15 protein-coding genes and 1 pseudogene are annotated in these 16,035 nt (G+C 71.0%); 12 read left to right on the forward strand and 4 right to left on the reverse strand.

What is annotated here, in order from left to right; genetic code table 11:
- Positions 1-1,047 precede the first annotated feature (1,047 nt).
- From ACFY0I_RS12390 to ACFY0I_RS12435, 10 genes and pseudogenes are all read left to right on the forward strand, one after another.
- Positions 1,048-1,116 carry a putative leader peptide gene (locus ACFY0I_RS12390; protein ID WP_351286961.1) on the forward strand — a complete coding sequence of 23 codons (69 nt, stop codon included), beginning with the start codon at positions 1,048-1,050 and terminating at the stop codon, positions 1,114-1,116.
- Positions 1,117-1,360: 244 nt separating this feature from the next.
- Positions 1,361-2,245 (forward strand): ABC transporter permease, encoded by an 885-nt coding sequence (locus ACFY0I_RS12395; protein WP_388893596.1) that lies wholly within the window; start codon positions 1,361-1,363, stop codon positions 2,243-2,245.
- Positions 2,218-2,940 (forward strand): ABC transporter ATP-binding protein, encoded by a 723-nt coding sequence (locus tag ACFY0I_RS12400; protein ID WP_388893598.1) that lies wholly within the window; start codon positions 2,218-2,220, stop codon positions 2,938-2,940. Before ACFY0I_RS12395 ends, ACFY0I_RS12400 begins: the two co-directional genes overlap by 28 nt.
- A gap of 80 nt (positions 2,941-3,020) precedes the next feature.
- A complete protein-coding gene (locus ACFY0I_RS12405; protein ID WP_388893600.1) occupies positions 3,021-4,076 on the forward strand; it encodes an ABC transporter substrate-binding protein in 1,056 nt (351 codons plus the stop codon).
- Positions 4,076-5,228, forward strand: a pseudogene (locus ACFY0I_RS12410) (LLM class flavin-dependent oxidoreductase); the annotation flags it as partial. The gene ACFY0I_RS12405 and the pseudogene ACFY0I_RS12410, both read left to right, overlap by 1 nt.
- Positions 5,229-5,625: 397 nt before the next feature.
- Entirely contained in the window at positions 5,626-5,982 is a 357-nt protein-coding gene (locus ACFY0I_RS12415) for an SAV_915 family protein (RefSeq protein ID WP_388893602.1), read from the forward strand.
- 13 nt (positions 5,983-5,995) lie between these two features.
- Positions 5,996-7,330, forward strand: coding sequence for a diaminopimelate decarboxylase (gene lysA, locus ACFY0I_RS12420; RefSeq protein ID WP_388893604.1), 1,335 nt, complete (start codon positions 5,996-5,998; stop codon positions 7,328-7,330).
- A 229-nt stretch (positions 7,331-7,559) separates the two neighbouring features.
- Positions 7,560-7,886: a PadR family transcriptional regulator gene (locus tag ACFY0I_RS12425; RefSeq protein ID WP_388893606.1), complete on the forward strand. Its 327-nt coding sequence runs from the start codon at positions 7,560-7,562 to the stop codon at positions 7,884-7,886.
- The gene (locus ACFY0I_RS12430) at positions 7,883-8,239 is read left to right on the forward strand and encodes a DUF1048 domain-containing protein (protein ID WP_388893608.1); all 357 of its coding nucleotides are present in this window, start codon (positions 7,883-7,885) and stop codon (positions 8,237-8,239) included. Before ACFY0I_RS12425 ends, ACFY0I_RS12430 begins: the two co-directional genes overlap by 4 nt.
- Before the next feature lies 1 nt (position 8,240).
- Positions 8,241-8,564: a DUF1048 domain-containing protein gene (locus ACFY0I_RS12435; RefSeq protein WP_388893610.1), complete on the forward strand. Its 324-nt coding sequence runs from the start codon at positions 8,241-8,243 to the stop codon at positions 8,562-8,564.
- Between the two features lie 113 nt (positions 8,565-8,677).
- Here the strand turns inward: ACFY0I_RS12435 and ACFY0I_RS12440 are convergent, their stop codons facing one another.
- The 4 genes from ACFY0I_RS12440 to ACFY0I_RS12455 form a co-directional block, all read right to left on the reverse strand.
- On the reverse strand, positions 8,678-8,851 hold the full coding sequence (locus tag ACFY0I_RS12440) for a hypothetical protein (protein WP_388893612.1): 174 nt from the start codon (positions 8,849-8,851) through the stop codon (positions 8,678-8,680).
- An 80-nt stretch (positions 8,852-8,931) separates the two neighbouring features.
- Positions 8,932-10,869 (reverse strand): APC family permease, encoded by a 1,938-nt coding sequence (locus tag ACFY0I_RS12445; RefSeq protein ID WP_388893614.1) that lies wholly within the window; start codon positions 10,867-10,869, stop codon positions 8,932-8,934.
- Between the two features lie 144 nt (positions 10,870-11,013).
- Complete coding sequence (gene kdpB / locus ACFY0I_RS12450) at positions 11,014-13,164, reverse strand: potassium-transporting ATPase subunit KdpB (protein ID WP_388893616.1); 2,151 nt, start codon at positions 13,162-13,164, stop codon at positions 11,014-11,016.
- A 235-nt stretch (positions 13,165-13,399) separates the two neighbouring features.
- Positions 13,400-15,283: an APC family permease gene (locus ACFY0I_RS12455; protein WP_388893618.1), complete on the reverse strand. Its 1,884-nt coding sequence runs from the start codon at positions 15,281-15,283 to the stop codon at positions 13,400-13,402.
- Between the two features lie 244 nt (positions 15,284-15,527).
- Here ACFY0I_RS12455 and kdpF point away from each other — a divergent pair, with 244 nt between their 5' ends.
- Together kdpF and ACFY0I_RS12465 are read left to right on the forward strand one after the other, a co-directional pair.
- Positions 15,528-15,617 (forward strand): K(+)-transporting ATPase subunit F, encoded by a 90-nt coding sequence (kdpF, locus tag ACFY0I_RS12460; RefSeq protein WP_267724319.1) that lies wholly within the window; start codon positions 15,528-15,530, stop codon positions 15,615-15,617.
- A 54-nt stretch (positions 15,618-15,671) separates the two neighbouring features.
- The gene (locus ACFY0I_RS12465) at positions 15,672-15,893 is read left to right on the forward strand and encodes a hypothetical protein (protein ID WP_388893620.1); all 222 of its coding nucleotides are present in this window, start codon (positions 15,672-15,674) and stop codon (positions 15,891-15,893) included.
- Positions 15,894-16,035 lie beyond the last annotated feature (142 nt).

Genomic DNA, 16,035 nt, shown 5'->3' on the forward strand with positions numbered 1-16,035 from the left:
GCCGGCATCTACGACCTGACGCTCCTCAACAAGGTGCTGAAGGCCGCCGGCAAGCCCGAGGTCTCCGACGCCGGTCTCGGCGCCAAGTAACTCCGCAGCCCGGCAGACCCAGGAGGTGACGACCATGACTCCCGAAGAGCACGTCGTCCTCCTGGGTACCCCGGGATCCGGGAAGCCGCTCCCCCACCACCCGCACCGACGGAGCCGCCACGAGTTCCCGCCGCACTCCCGGCTCCGGTGACGTCACCACCGTCACGCTCTCCCGGCACCGCGGCCGCCGGTCGCCGGTCGCCGCCACGGAACGGGCCGCCGGGCGGCTGATCGACCTGCCGGGGCGGGCGCTTCCTCATGGACGCCGACGACCCGGGCTCCTTCCCGGCCCACGGCGAAGGGCCGGTCCCGAGGTCGGGGTCGCCCCCTTCCGGCTCGCGCCGACGACGGTGACCAACGCCCGGTTCGCCACCTTCGTCGAAGCCACCGGCCACGTCACCGAGGCCGAAGGGCTGTGCGCGGCCCGCGACTGCCTCCGGCAGCGGCGCCACCCGGGGAGCGACGACCTCACCCCCGGCGGCCGACACATGCACGCCATCCGGCAGGGCGACTTCCCCACCCTCAACACCGCGAGGACGGCTACGAGGGCACGGCGCCGGCCAAGTCCGTCCGCACCAACGGCTTCGGCCTCCACAGCGTCGTCGGCAACCTGAGTGGACCGTGCGCCGACTGTTCGCCCCCGGCACCGGCCGCGTGATGCGCGGCGGCTCCTCCCCGGCCACGACGCGTACCGCAACCGCGCTTCGCCTCGCCCCGCGTGTCGGCGCCTCACCCGAGCAACTGGCGGCCCGGATGGCGCGATCCGGCTGATGCGAGCCCCGGTGACGCCGCTCACGGCGCCGCCGAACGCCCCCGTGCGGGTACGCGTTCCCTCGCCCCACGGGGGCTTCGCGTCGTCCGGTGTCCCAATATCGGAGACTGGCCGTCCAATCATTGAGACACCATTGACCGGTGTGCCGCCTCCTGGCTACCTTCGGCCGCATGTTGCGTTCAGCCATGCTCACCACGCGCGGTCACATCGACCTGCTGCGGGTGGCCTCCGCCGCGTGTCGCCGCGGCTGCTGACGCCCTTTTTCCCCACGTGCCGCGAGCGCTCCGCGCTCGACCGCCGCACGCCCTGAACTCCCCCGCCGCACCCGTCCCGTAGCTCCGCGCCACGGGCCACCGCGTCGCGGCGGTGCGGGCGACAGGACCCCGCGCGTCCAGCGCCGCGGACACGCGTCCACCAGACCTCCACCGCCTTCGCCGCACCCCGCCCGGGCCCCGTTCGGCCCGCCCCTCCGTTTCCCCTCCCTCCCGTGGAGTCTCGATGAGCCTCGACCACGCACCACCCGACATATCCCCCAAAACGGGATCCGTCGCGATCGATAAGACCCCCGCCCCGCGTTCCCCCGCCCTCGTCCCCGTCGTGCCGGCTTCGGCGCGCCGCGGGTCCCCGCCCCGCTGGCTGCGGCGGACCGCCGGGCCGCTCCTGCTCCTCGCCCTGTGGCAGCTGGCCAGCACCTTCGGGATCCTGTCCCCCGACACCCTCGCGCCGCCGGCCACCATCGCCTCCGCCGGAGCGGACCTGATCGGGGACGGCACCCTGCCCTCCGCGATGTGGATCTCCCTCCAGCGCGTCGCCGTCGGCCTGTTGATCGGCGGGGCCGCGGGCACCACCCTCGCGCTGCTGTCCGGACTGTCCCGGCTCGGCGAGGACCTGATCGACGCGAGCGTGCAGATGCTGCGCACGGTCCCCTGGGTGGGCCTCATCCCGCTGTTCATCATCTGGATGGGCATCGGCGAGGCGCCGAAGGTCGCACTGATCGCCCTCGGGACGGCCTTCCACCTCTACCTGAACGTCTACGCGGGGATCCGCGGAGTGGACCAGCAACTCATCGAAGCCGGGGGCGCCTTGGGCCTCGGCCGCTGGGGGCTCGTACGCCACGTGGTGCTGCCGGGCGCACTGCCCGGGTTCATGACGGGTCTGCGCTACTCCCTCGCGACCGCCTGGCTGGCCCTGGTCTTCGGCGAGTCCATCAACGCCGACGCCGGCATCGGGTTCCTGATGAACCAGGCGCGCGAGTTCTTCCGTACGGACGTGATCGTCGTCTGCCTCGCGGTCTACGCCCTCCTCGGCCTGACCGCCGACCTCGTCGTCCGCGCTCTCGAAAGGCTGCTGCTGCAATGGCGACCGACGTTCACGGGGCAGTGATCCCGCAGACCGCCGTACGGGTCGCCGGACTGACCCGCTCCTTCGACGGCCGCGCCGTCATCGACGGACTCGATCTGAGCCTGGCCGCAGGCGAGTTCACCGTCCTCCTCGGGCGCAGCGGCTGCGGCAAGTCGACCCTGCTGCGGATCCTGGCCGGCCTGGACCGGGAGATCTCCGGCGAGGTCCTCGTGCCCGAGCGGCGGGCGGTGGCCTTCCAGGCGCCCCGGCTGATGCCGTGGAAGCGGGTGTGGCGCAACGTCCTGCTCGGGCTGCCGGGCCGGCCCGAACGGGAGCGCGCCGAGAAGGCGTTGGCCGAGGTGGGACTGGAGCACCGCGTCGACGCCTGGCCCAAGACCCTGTCGGGCGGCGAGGCACAGCGGGCCTCCCTGGCCCGGGCCCTGGTCCGCGAGCCCGACCTGCTGCTGTTGGACGAGCCGTTCGGCGCGCTCGACGCGCTCACCAGGATCAAGGCGCAGCTGCTGGTCTCCGAGCTGTGGCAGCGGCGCGGTTGCGCGGTGCTCCTGGTCACGCACGACGTGGACGAGGCCGTCCTGTTGGCCGACCGGATCCTCGTCATGGACGAGGGCCGCATCGCCTACGACGTACGGGCGCCCCTGGAGCGGCCCCGCGCCGCCGGTGACCCGACCTTCGCGGCACTGCGCACCCGGCTCCTCGCCGAACTCGGCGTCCACTGAGTCCCGCTCCCCCGCTCCCTCCCGCTCCCTCCCTCGCCTCCCCCTCCGCCCGCCCGTACGAGAGATCGAAGAGAACCGACATGAGACGCACCACCCTCCCCCTGCTGGCCGCCCTGATCCCGCTGTCCCTGGCGCTGTCCGCCTGCGGGGGCAACTCCGCCGCCGACGGATCCAAGCCGGCCGGTCAGGAGAGCGCGAAGGCCGGCGGGTCGAGCGGGGCCAAGGTCACGCTGAACGTCGGGGACCAGAAGGGCGGCTCGGAGTCGCTGCTGCGCGCGGCCGGTGAGCTGGAGAACCTGGACTACACGGTCAAGTGGTCCACCTTCACCTCCGGCCCGCCGATGCTGGAGGCGATCAACGCCAAGGCCGTGGACGTGGGCAGCGTGGGCAACACCCCGCCCGTCTTCGCGGCCGCCGCCAAGTCGAAAATCGCCGTCGTGGGCGCCACGCACGGCTCCTCGACCGGCGAGGCGATCCTGGTGCCCAAGGACTCCGCGCTGAAGACCCCCGCGGAGCTGCGCGGCAAGAAGATCGCGGTGGCGCAGGGCAGTTCGGCGCACTTCCAGCTGATCGCGAGCCTCCAGGCCGCCGGCCTGACCCCCTCCGACGTGCAGATCACCCTGCTCCAGCCGGCGGACGCGCTCGCCGCGTTCAACAGCGGCAAGGTCGACGCCTGGGCGGTGTGGGACCCGTACACCTCGCAGGTGCTGCGCTCCGGTGCCCGGGTGCTGACCAGCGGCGAGGGTGTCGTCAACGGGCTCGGCTTCCAGGTGGCGGCGCCCTCCGCCCTGGCGGACGGGGCGAAGAGCAAGGCCATCGGCGACTTCCTCCAGCGCCTCCAGCGCGCCCAGGACTGGGTGTTCAAGCACCCGGAGGAGTGGGCGAAGGTGTGGTCGAAGGAGACCGGACTGCCGTACGAGGTGGCCCTCGACGCCGTCAAGCGCAGCAACGGCACCCGGGTGGCGGTGGCCGTCGACGACGCGGCCGTGGCCTCCGAGCAGAAGATCGCCGACACCTTCACCGAACTGAAGCTGATCCCCGGCAAGGTCGTCTTCAAGGACTTCGTGGACACCCGCTTCAACCGTGACCTGCCGCCCTCCACCACCGCCCCGCGCACGTACGGGAAGGACTCCTGATGACCGTCCGACTGCACTGGTTCCTGCCCACCGGCGGTGACGGCCGCACCCTGGTGGACCGGCACGCCTACGCTCACAACACGGCCACGACCGGGGTGCGCGCGCCCGACATCGAGTACCTCGCACAGATCGCCAAGGCGGCCGAACGGCTCGGCTTCGAGGCGGTGCTGACCCCGACGGGCACCTGGTGCGAGGACGCCTGGCTGACCACGGTCGCCCTGGCCCAGCACACGGAGCGGCTGAAGTTCCTGGTCGCCTTCCGGCCCGGGGTCATCTCCCCCACGCTCGCCGCGCAGATGGCGGCGACGTACCAGCGGATCACGCGGGGGCGGCTGCTGCTGAACGTGGTCACGGGCGGGGACTCCGCCGAGCAGCGGCGGTTCGGCGACCACCTCGACCACGACCGGCGCTACGAGCGCACCGCCGAGTTCCTGTCGGTCGTCCGCGGCGTGTGGGGCGGCAAGCCGTACGACTTCCGCGGCGAGCACTACCAGATCGACGGCGGGCTGACGGCGCTGCCGCCGGACCCGCTGCCGGAGATCTTCTTCGGTGGGTCCTCGGCCGCGGCCGGGCCGGTGGCCGCCGAGCACGCGGACGTCTACCTGACCTGGGGCGAGCGGCCCCAGGAGGTGAAGGAGAAGATCGACTGGATCCGCGCTCTGGCCGAGGAGCGGGGACGCACGGTGCGCTTCGGGATCCGGCTGCACACGATCTCGCGGGATTCGGCGAAGGAGGCCTGGAGCGCGGCCGATCGGCTGCTCGGGGACCTCTCCGACGCGGACATCGCCACCGCCCAGTCGCTGCTGGGGGTCAGCGAGTCCGTCGGGCAGCAGCGGATGCTGGCACTGCACGGCGGCACGCGGGACAAGCTGGAGATCTCGCCGAACCTCTGGGCGGGCGTCGGTCTGGTCCGCGGCGGGGCGGGGACGGCCCTGGTCGGCAGCCACGCGGACGTGGCGGACCGGATCGAGGAGTACCACGCGCTCGGGATCGAACACTTCGTGCTCTCCGGCTATCCGCACCTGGAGGAGGCGTACTGGTTCGGCGAGGGCGTTACTCCGGAGCTGGCGTCGCGCGGTCTGCTGGCCGGACGACAGGATCCGGCGAGCGCCCGCGGTTAGTCGTGCCCCCGCCCTTCGGGCAGGGGGCGGGAGCGCAGCCTGCCGGGGCGGGCTTCTGCGCCCGCGGCTCGCAGTGGGGCGCACGTCGGTGCGCCCCACGCGCCGGTCGACAACCCGCCAGAGGAGGCCTGCTTGCGCCTCTGCGCCGCTTCCGGCACCGGGCTGTGCCGCGGACAGGACGTCCCCGTTCCAGACCCTGACGGGCGCACGGGGGCGATGTCTGCACGACGGCGTCCGCACCCTCGACCTGTCCGCCGTCACCGGCCCTGCCGTCAGTGATCCGTATGGAGTGGGCCGGTGGCCGTATGGGTCCCGTTACGGCGTGACCGCCGGCGCTCGGGGACGGGGATAGCTTCGGTTGCACGTCCCGGACCGCCTCCCCGCGCCGGGGCGTCACCTGTCACTCGTGGTTCCCCGAGGAGGGCCCCATGTGCTTGTTCCGGTACGACGAATCCGACTCCGAGCCTGAGGAACAGAGCCCGGCCGGGCCTCTGTACGTGCCCGCCCGGCCGGGAGCGGCGCACGTCGTCGTGCGGCTGTTCCGCACCCCCCTGGGAGCCCGTACCGCCGTCGGTTTCACCAGCCCGGAACGGCTGGCCGCCACGCTCGGTACGGCCCAGCCCTGGATCCGGCTCTCCGAGGCCGCGGTTCGTGCGATGGCCCGGCCGCTCGGCGCGTCCCTGCTGACCGTCGACCCGGTTCTCACCGCGCCCACGGCGGGTGTGGCGAGGCCCGCCGGAGTCCCGTTCGCACGGGTGCCCGAGACCACGGCCCGCACGGCCTGAAGGGGAGCAGATCATGACCATCGCCGTTCTCCCGGAGATGCCCGCCGACGCCGGTGAGCTGTCCGTATGGCCCTCATCCGCGACACCGCTCCCGCACGGTGGCCTGGCCGTCGGCGGAGTTCCCCTCAGCGAGATCGCCGACCGGTTCGACACGCCGACCTATGTGCTGGACGAGGGCGAGGTGCGCGGGCGTTGCCGCACGTATCGCGACGCCTTCCCCGACGCGGACGTGCTGTACGCGGCCAAGGCGTTTCTCTCCCGCGCCATGATCCGCTGGATCCAGGAGGAGGGGCTGGACCTGGACGTGTGCTCGGCCGGGGAGTTGGAGCTCGCCGTCACGGCCGGCTTCCCGCCGGAACGGATCGTGCTGCACGGCAACGCGAAGTCGCCCCAGGACCTGGCGGCCGCTCTCCGGCTCGGGGTGGGACGGATCGTCATCGACAGCCCGTCCGAGATAGCCCGCATCGCCGCCGCCGTCGGCCCCTTCGGCCGCCAGAAGGTCATGGTGCGGGTGGTCCCGGGTGTCTCGGCCGGCGGCCACGACAAGATCCGCACCGGTACGGAGGACCAGAAGTTCGGGCTCTCGCTCACCGACGGCGGCGCCCAGCACGCCGTCGCCCGGATCGTGGGCCGGCCGCAGCTCGAACTCACGGGGCTGCACTGCCACATCGGCTCGCAGATCACCGAGGTGAAGCCCTACCTGGTCGCTCTGCGCCGCATGATCGGGCTGATGGCCCGCATCCGTGACACGCACGGCTTGGTCCTGCCCGAGCTCGACATGGGTGGCGGCCACGGCATCGCCTACCGGCCCGGTGAACCCGCTCTCGACCTCACCGCGCTCGCCCGGCGGATGCGTACGGAACTCGTCGACGGCTGCGCCGCCGCGGGACTGCCCGTGCCCCGGCTCGCCGTCGAACCCGGACGGGCCGTCGTGGGCCCCGCCGGAGTCGCCCTCTACCGGGTGCTCACCGTCAAGCACACCGGCGAGAAGGTGTTCGTCGCCGTCGACGGCGGCATGAGCGACAACCCGCGCCCCGCCCTGTACGGGGTGCGGTACGCGCCCCGGCTCGTCGGCCGCCACTCGCTGACGGGGCCCCGTAGGGCCACGGTCGTCGGCCGTCACTGCGAGGCGGGCGACGTCCTCGCCTCCGACGTCCAACTGCCGGGCGACATCCACCCGGGCGACCTGCTCGCGGTACCGGTGGCCGGCGCCTACCAGCTGTCCATGGCCTCCGGCTACAACCTGGTCGGCCGGCCGGCCGTCGTAGCCGTCCACGAAGGCACGGCCCGGCTCCTCGTCCGGCGCGAGACCCTGGAGGACTACCGGAGCCGGGACATCGGCATCTGAGGCCACAGCAGGGAGCGTTCGTCAGCCCCGCCGCAGACGCGACGGCCGGGCGGACCGTCAGCTTCGACGGCCGCCCGGTGCCTGCGGCGGACGGTTCAGCTCCGTCGCGCCCTCTTCGTATCCGGCGACGGCGACTCGCCGATCGCCGACACCCTTCACTACTCGGTGATACCGTATAGCTGTACTCGGTACTACACAGTACCGCGGGCATCGAGGAGGAAGACGTGCGATGGACGACCTGACGGAGATGCTGAAGGGCACGCTCGAAGGGTGCGTGCTCGAAATCATCGACCGCGAGGAGACCTACGGGTACGCCATCACCCGCCGGCTGAACGAGCTGGGCTTCACCGACGTCATCGAGGGGACGGTGTACACCATCCTGCTGCGGCTGGAGAGGAACGGACTCGTCCGGGTGACGAAGCGACCTTCCGGGGTCGGCCCCCCGCGCAAGTTCTACGCGCTCAACGAGGCGGGCCGCGAGGAGCTCGCGAAGTTCTGGGCGAAATGGCAGTACGTCTCATCACGCATCGACAAGCTCAAGGAGGGCGGGCGATGAACTTCTGGGAGACCATCACCGGCAGCGATCTCACCAGGGAATGGAAGGCGTTCGAAGCCCGGGCCGCCGCCCTGCCGGGCGACCACCGGGCGGCGTGGGAACAGATCAAGGTCGGCCTCCTCCCCCACGGGGACTTCACCGGCCGCAACCTGATGCCGATCCTCGACGCCGCCCTGGGACTGCTCGAAGGAACAGCGGCGGACGGGCAGAGCGTCCACGAGGTGCTCGGCGACGACATCCGGGGCTTCTGCACGGCACTGGCCGGCGGCGAAGGGGCCCGAACCTATCGCGACCGCTGGCGCGAGCAGCTGAACAGGAACGTCGCCAGGAAATTGAGCAGGCTGGGAGGCTGACATGGGCATCCAGGACATCATCGAGGGCAAGAAGCAGTGGCGGGCGCACACGGCTCGGGTCAAGGCCCTCCCCCCGGACTACCGGATCGTCTACGAGGAAATGCAGAAGTACCTGTTCAAGGTCGGACCGATCGACCTGCCTGACGGGCCGCTGCTCCCCGGGATCGTCGACTTCTTCGAGGAGGGTGTCGTAGCGGGCAAGGGCGTCCTGCAACTCATCGGCAGCGATGTCGCGGCGTTCTGTGACGACCTGATCAAGGACTCCCCCACGTACGCGGACGCCTACCAGGAATCCCTCGACAGGGAACCCCGGCACGACCGGTAAGTAGCCTCAACCACGCACCTCGGTGGGCACAGCACGCACGCGCGGCTCATTGCCTCGGCGCGCGCGAACGGTCCTCGTACGGCGCGGACGCCACAGGACTGCCGCAGCCAGGCCTAGGGGCGGTAGACGAGCTCGATCATCATCGCGGCGATCACCGCCCAGACGCCGAGGCCGAGCAGCCAGAGGGCTTCGATCAGGGCGCCGGTGGCGATGACGGCCAGGCCGGCCGCGCCGAGGGTGAGGATCGCCCGGCGGATGCCGCGGTCGGGGAGCCAGTCGATGGTCACGTCATGAGAATCGCGCCGGACCCTCGCCTTGGCGAGGGTCCGGCGCGATTCCTGTCGGCATCTTGACGCCGGATCCGGGGTCAGCCGGCGTGAACGTGCGGGCGGCGGGAGCGGTCCGGTTCGGCCTCGCGGATGACCTCGCGGGTGACCGGCGCGACCTCGCCCTGGCCGAAGAGGAAGAACCGGAAGAAGTTGGCGAACGGGTTGCCCTCGGTCCACTCGAAGTAGATGTGCGGCCGCTGGCCGGTCGCATCGCGTACGTGGAGGAGGAGTGCGGCCAACGCGTTGGGGATGCTGGAGCTCTCCAGGGTCAGCACGCGGTAGCGGTCGTGGAGCACTTCGCCGCGGACGCGCATGCCGGATTCGAACTCGGAGGCGTCCAGGACGGTGACCTCCACGAACATCACGTCGTCCCCGGCGGGGATGTCGTTGTCCGCGCGGATCTGTTCCTTCTTCTGCCGGTACTCCTCGCGGTCCCGGTTGTCGGGCTCGTTCGCGATGAAACGGATCGTGCGGCTGGCGGTGTCGCGGATGAAGCGCTGGGCCATGTCGTCGAACTCCACGTGTGTGACGCGCAGCTCGAAGACGCGGGCGAGACGGGAGAGGAGGGACAGTGCCATGATCCCGGCGATGAAGCAGGCGCCGATCTTCACGCCGTCGGGGCGCTCCACGATGTTGACGGCGGTCGTGTAGATGAACACCGCCGAGATGATGCCGAACCCGATCGTCCAGCCGCGCTCCCCCGCCCGCCGGGCGGCGATGGTGACGGCGACCGCCGCCGAGGTGATCAGGACGAGGACACCGGTGGCGTACGCGCCGCCCTGGGCGTCGACGTCGGCGTCGAAGATCCAGGTGACGAGGAACGCGACGAGGGTGAACACGATGACCATGGGGCGCAGGGCGCGGGCCCAGTGCGGGGCCATGCCGTAACGGGGCAGGTAGCGCGGCATCAGGTTGAGCAGGCCCGCCATGGCGGAGGAGCCGGCGAACCACAGGATCAGGATCGTGGAGATGTCGTAGACCGTGCCGAAGGCGGAGCCCAGGTACTCGTGCGCCAGGTAGGCGAGCGCGCGTCCGTTGGCCTCGCCGCCCGGCTGGAACTGGGCGGCCGGGATCAGCAGGGTCGTGATCAGGCTGGAGCAGATCAGGAAGACGCTCATGATGACGGCTGCCGTGGTCAGCAACTTCTTCGCGCCACGGATCCGGCCTGCGGGCTTCGCGGCCGTGTCGTCGGGATCGCCCTTCACGTGCGGCATGACCGCCACGCCCGTCTCGAAGCCCGACAGACCCAGCGCGAGCTTCGGGAACACGACGAGCGCGATGGCGATCATCATGAACGGATTGCCGTGCTCGGTGGTCAGTCCTTCCGTCCAGTCGGTGACGACCTGCGGTGCGGTGAACACGTGCCACAGCCCGACCGCCACCACGATCACGTTCAGGCCGAGATACGTGAAGACCAGGACCACCGCCACGCCTATGGCCTCGCTGAAGCCCTTGAGGAACACCGCCCCGAGCAGCGCGATCATGATCAGGGTGATCAGCACCTCGTGGCCGTGCAGGGTGCTGGTGAGGTGCGGGTTCTCCACCAAGTGCGCGGTCGCGTCGGCGGCGGAGAGGGTGATGGTGATGAGGAAGTCGGTGGCGGCGAACCCGAGGAGGGTCAGGACGAACAGCTTGCCCTTCCAGAACGTCAGCAGCCGCTCCAGCATGGCGATGGAGCCCTCGCCGTGCGGGCTCTCCTCGGCCACGCGCCGGTAGACGGGCAGCGCCCCGAAGAGGGTGAGCAGCACGAGCACGATGGTCGCCAACGGTGACAGCAGCCCGGCCGCGAGGAACGCGATGCCGGGCTGGTAGCCGAGGGTGGAGAAGTAGTCGAGACCCGTCAGGCACATGACCCGCCACCACGGCCGACCGTGCGGCTGGGCGGCCGCCTCCTTGGCGGCGGGCGAACTGTTCTCGGCGGTCAAGCCTTCCAGCATCCACGCCCGCAGGCGTGACGTGCGGGCAGGGGTGGCCATCGTGGCGGGCTCCTGTCGTACGGAAAGAATCAGCCATCGACATCGACGGCTGAGTCAGCGTACGCAGCGAGATCCTTTTTGCACGGGTGTGAGGCAATACTGACGCGTCCTTAACGCGGACGAACCAGCGCAGTGGCGGGGCGGTCAGCCGAGGCCGGGGACGGTGGAGACCAGGAGGTCGATGAATTTGATGCCGACGAAGGGCAGGATCAGGCCGCCGAGGCCGTAGACGCCGAGGTTGCGGCGCAGGAGGTCGTGCGCGGAAGCGGGCTTGTAGCGGACGCCGCGCAGGGCGAGCGGGATCAGGGCGACGATGATCAGCGCGTTGAAGATGATCGCCGAGGTGATCGCGGACGTCGGGCTGCTCAGGCCCATGATGTCGAGGGCTTCGAGCCCGGGGTAGGCCGTGGTGAACATGGCCGGAATGATCGCGAAGTACTTCGCGACGTCGTTCGTGATGGAGAAGGTCGTCAGGGCGCCCCGGGTGATGAGGAGCTGCTTGCCGATCTCGACGATCTCGATGAGCTTGGTGGGATCGGAGTCCAGGTCGACCATGTTCCCGGCCTCCTTGGCGGCCGAGGTGCCGGTGTTCATCGCTACGCCGACATCGGCCTGGGCGAGGGCCGGGGCGTCGTTCGTACCGTCGCCGGTCATCGCGACGAGCTTGCCGCCGGCCTGCTCCCGCTTGATGAGGGCCATCTTGTCCTCGGGGGTGGCCTCGGCGAGGTACTCGTCCACGCCTGCCTCGGCGGCGATGGCGCGGGCCGTCAGCTCGTTGTCGCCCGTGACCATGACCGTACGGATGCCCATGGCCCGGAGTTCCGCGAAGCGCTCCCGGATGCCGTCCTTCACGACGTCCTTCAGGTGGATGATGCCGAGGACACGTGGGCCGTCCCAATCGTGGACCGCGACCAGCAGCGGGGTGCCGCCGGATGCGGAGACGGCCGCCGACCATGCGGCGGCCTCCGCCGGTACGCTGCCGCCGCGGGCCGCCACCCAGTCGCAGACCTGCGTCACCGCGCCCTTGCGGATGGCGCAGCCGGCGCCGTTGTCCCAGCTCAGGTTGACGCCGCTCATCCGGGTGCGGGCGCTGAACTCGGTGAAGCGGGGGTTGCCGAGGTCCTCGGCGGCGGCCGGCTGGAGTCCGTACCGCTGGGCCAGAGCGACGACGGATCGTCCTTCGGGGGTCTCGTCGGCGAGAGAGGACAGTTGGGCGGCGTCGGCCAGCTTGGTGTGGTCGGTCCCCGGGAGCGGGATGAACTCGGCTGCCTCGCGGTTGCCGTGGGTGATGGTGCCGGTCTTGTCGAGGAGGAGGGTGTCCACGTCGCCCGCGGCCTCGACGGCGCGGCCGCTCAGCGCGATGACGTTGCGCTGGACGAGGCGGTCCATGCCGGCGATGCCGATCGCGGAGAGCAGGGCGCCGATGGTGGTGGGGATGAGGGTGACGAGGAGGGCGACCAGCACGGTCGTCGACTGGGCGGCTCCCGCATGGGCGGCCATCGGCTGGATGCTGACCACGATCAGGATGAAGATCACGGTCAGGGCCGCCAGCAGGATGTTCAACGCGATCTCGTTGGGGGTCTTCTGCCGGGACGCGCCCTCGACCAGGGCGATCATGCGTTCGATGAAACTGTTCCCCGGGCGCGAGGTGACCCGTACGACGATCGAGTCGGAGAGCACCGTCGTCCCACCGGTCACCGAGGACCGGTCACCGCCCGACTCCCGTAGGACCGGGGCCGATTCACCCGTGACGGCCGACTCGTCCACCATCGCCGCCCCGTCGACGACGTCCCCGTCGGCCGGGATCGGTTCCCCGGCCTCGACGAGCACGAAGTCGAACGGCTGGAGCTCGGCCGGGGTCACCACCTCGGTCTCGGCGCGGCGCGGGTTCGCGCCGTACGTCCAGTGGCTCAGGCGCAGCGCGACCGTTTCCGTACGCGCTTTGCGCAGCGACTCGGCCTGGGCGCGGCCGCGACCTTCGGCGACGGCTTCGGCGAGGTTGGCGAAGAGGACCGTCAGCCAGAGCCAGACGCTGATCACCCAGGTGAAGACGGAGGGGTGGATCAGCGCGGAGAGCGTGGTGAGGAGCGATCCGACGGCGACGACGAACAGCACCGGCTTCTTGACCAGTTCGCGCGGGTGCAGCTTGGCAACGGCCTCCCGGGCCGAGGCGGCGAGGAGTTCGGGCTCCAGCACGTTCACCTGGCGGGAGTGTTTCCGGGACGGACGGTGGACCGGGGTCCGCGGAGGTGTGCCGGGACCCGGGGGAACGTGCTGCGCGGCGGCGGGAGGCATGGAGCGACCTTCTGACGAGATCGATGGGGTGCGGGAGAGGGTTGCCGCCGCCGGGGACTGTCTCGCATGGACCCCCTCGGCCGTCATGTGAGTGATCGAGGTCCCCGGCGGCGCAACAGGCAGGAAACTAGTGCCCGTTCAGGGCCGATGACCCATCCGGGCGGGGGAATTGGCACCTTCTTGACGGCGGCGCACGAGGCGCGTCAGGTCGCCGTCAAAGGCGCGTCAACGCAGGTCAGCGTGCGTTGTCGGTGATGCGGAAGCGCAGTCGGCAGATGACGGCGTCCGTGTCGCGGCGTACGGCGTGGGCGACGACCGAGCCGCGCTGGTTCTGGAGCATCCGCTGCCACAGGTGGGCGGGCTCGGTCTCCGGAATGAGGACGGTCACCTGGGCGTCCGGGTGCGTACGGGCCAGTTCGCGCACGTAGGCCGACACGGGCCGGCCGAGCGAACGGCTCCGCGAGGTGATCTCGGTCAGCTCGACACCGGGTTTCCACAACTCCCAGTCACGGCGCAGCGCTTCGGCCGCGGTCCGGTCCTCCGGAGCGGAGTGCGCGATGGTCACGGCACGGACCTCGTCGCCGAGCGAGCGGGCGGCGGTGAGCGCCTGGCAGGTCAGGCGGGAGAGCCCGGAAACGGGTACCACGACGAGTGAGCGGGAGCGGTGCGGCGGCTGCGGGATGCGGCCGAGTTCCAGGCGTTCTCCGATCTGCTCGTACGCACGGCGGACCTTCTCGAAGCCGAGGACGAGCAGCGGCAGGGCGAGCACGATCAGCCAGGCGCCCTCGGTGAACTTGGTGGCGGCCACGACGACTGCCGCGACGCCGGTGAGCAGGGCACCGAAGCCGTTGAGGACGGCCTTCGACCGCCAGCCCCTGGGGCGCTCGCCGGACCAGTGCCGGACCATGCCGACCTGGCAGATGGTGAAGCCGACGAAGACACCGATCGCGAAGAGCGGGACGAGGGTGTTGGTGTCGCCGCCGGAGAACACCAGCAGGACTCCCGACACGAGCGCCAGCCACACGACCCCGTGGCGGTGCACCTGGCGGTCCGCCTTGAGGGCGAAGACGTGCGGCAGGTGGTTGTCGCGGGCGAGCAGGCTCATGAGCACCGGGAGCCCGCCGAAGGAGGTGTTCGCGGCGAGTGCCAGCAGCACCATGGTGGCGAACTGGACGACGTAGAAGGCCGCGTTGTGGCCGAAGGAGGCGTCCGCGAGCTGGGCGAGGACGGTCACGCCCTCGACCGGCTGGAGGTGGAAACGGCCGATCAGCACCGACAGCCCGATCAGCATGACGCCGAGGAGGGCACCGAGGGCGACCTCGGTGCGCTGGGCGCGCCGGGCGGCCGGGGCCCGGAAGGACGGCACGGCGTTGGCGACCGCCTCGACGCCCGTCAGGGCGGAGCAGCCGGCCGCGAAGGCCTTCAGCAGCAGGAGCGCGCCGACCGCGGTGGCGCCCTCCCCCAGGGCGGAGGGGTGCCCGGCGGCCGAGGCGGTGCTCACCGGACCGTCGCGGAAGAGGCCGACCGCGACCATGGTCAGGATCGACCCGACGAAGACGGCCGTCGGGACCAGGAAGGCCTTGGCGGAGTCGACGACACCTCGCAGGTTCACCGCCGTGACCAGGGCCAGGATCCCGAGGCAGATCCAGACCCGCTCGCCGTACAGCTCGGGGAAGGCCGAGGTCAGCGCGGCGACGCCGGCGGTGACGGAGACGGCCACGTTCAGGACGTAGTCGAGGATCAGCGAGGCCGCGGCCACCAGGCTCGTACGTCGGCCCAGGTGCTCCTTGGCGACGGCGTACGAGCCGCCGCCGTCCGGGAACGCCGCGATCACCTGCCGGTACGAGGCCACCAGCACGGCGAGCAGCGCCGCGATCGCCAGGGTGACGGGGAGGGTGAATCCGAGGCCGTAGGCCCCGGCCGCCGCCAGGACCAGCACGATCGACTCGGGCCCGTAGGCGACGGAGGCCATCGCGTCCAGCGACAGCGCGGCCAGGCCCTGGAGGGCGGTCAGCCGGTGCCGGTCCCCCGCTGCGGGCGCCGTGACGCCGGTATCAGGAGGTTGCTCCGTGCTCGGCGCCTGTCCTGTCGTGGCCGGCCTTCGCATGTGTATAGCCATCTTCGCTGGTTCCTCCGTGGGACAAAGTGAGGACAGCGTCCGGAGGCCGTGGCCGGATGACCAGAGCGCTTGGCGCGATCCATACGCCCACCGGCCCACTCTTCACGCGCTCCTGACACCGGGGCCCTCATGCCGTATGAGGTCCGTCAAGAGCCCGCCAGGGTGCGGGGCTGCGCCGGCGTCCGGGGGCACGCTGGACGTGGGCGACGCAGCCCGAGCGCACACATCGAAGGAGAAGTAGCGGATGGACGCGGAAAACGTGGTCGGGCTCATCGTCGCCCTCGCCCTGCTCGGCTACCTCGTGGCCGCTCTGATCAGGCCCGAGAAGTTCTGATCAGGCCCGAGAAGTTCTGATCCGAGGCTCTGCCCTCCGGACAGGAGGCATCACGTGTCCGGTTACCGACTCCACGACCCCGCCGCCGTACTGGCGGGGCTCGTGGCCCCCTTCCTCGTGGCGCTCGCGCTCGTACCGTTGCGCACGGAGCTCTCCCGCCGCGACCCGCTCCCCGGACGCCCGCTGCCGCCCGAAGAGGCCCGCCTGGTGTCCGTCGCCCTGGCTTCGCAGGCAGGCGCCGCCCTGGACACGGCCGGCCTGTCCCACCAGGGCTGAGCGGCGATTCACGGCCCCTCGCGTCAGGACGGCATCAAGAGTTCCCCGGGGTCCGTATGGAGCCCGTCAAGACGTCTTAACGCCGGGCTGAAGACACGGTTATCTCGTTATCGGCCGTCTGGCCGATTCCTTACTTCCCTCT

Origin of the sequence: Streptomyces sp. NPDC001568, assembly GCF_042893755.1 — a bacterium.
Lineage (GTDB): Bacteria > Actinomycetota > Actinomycetes > Streptomycetales > Streptomycetaceae > Streptomyces.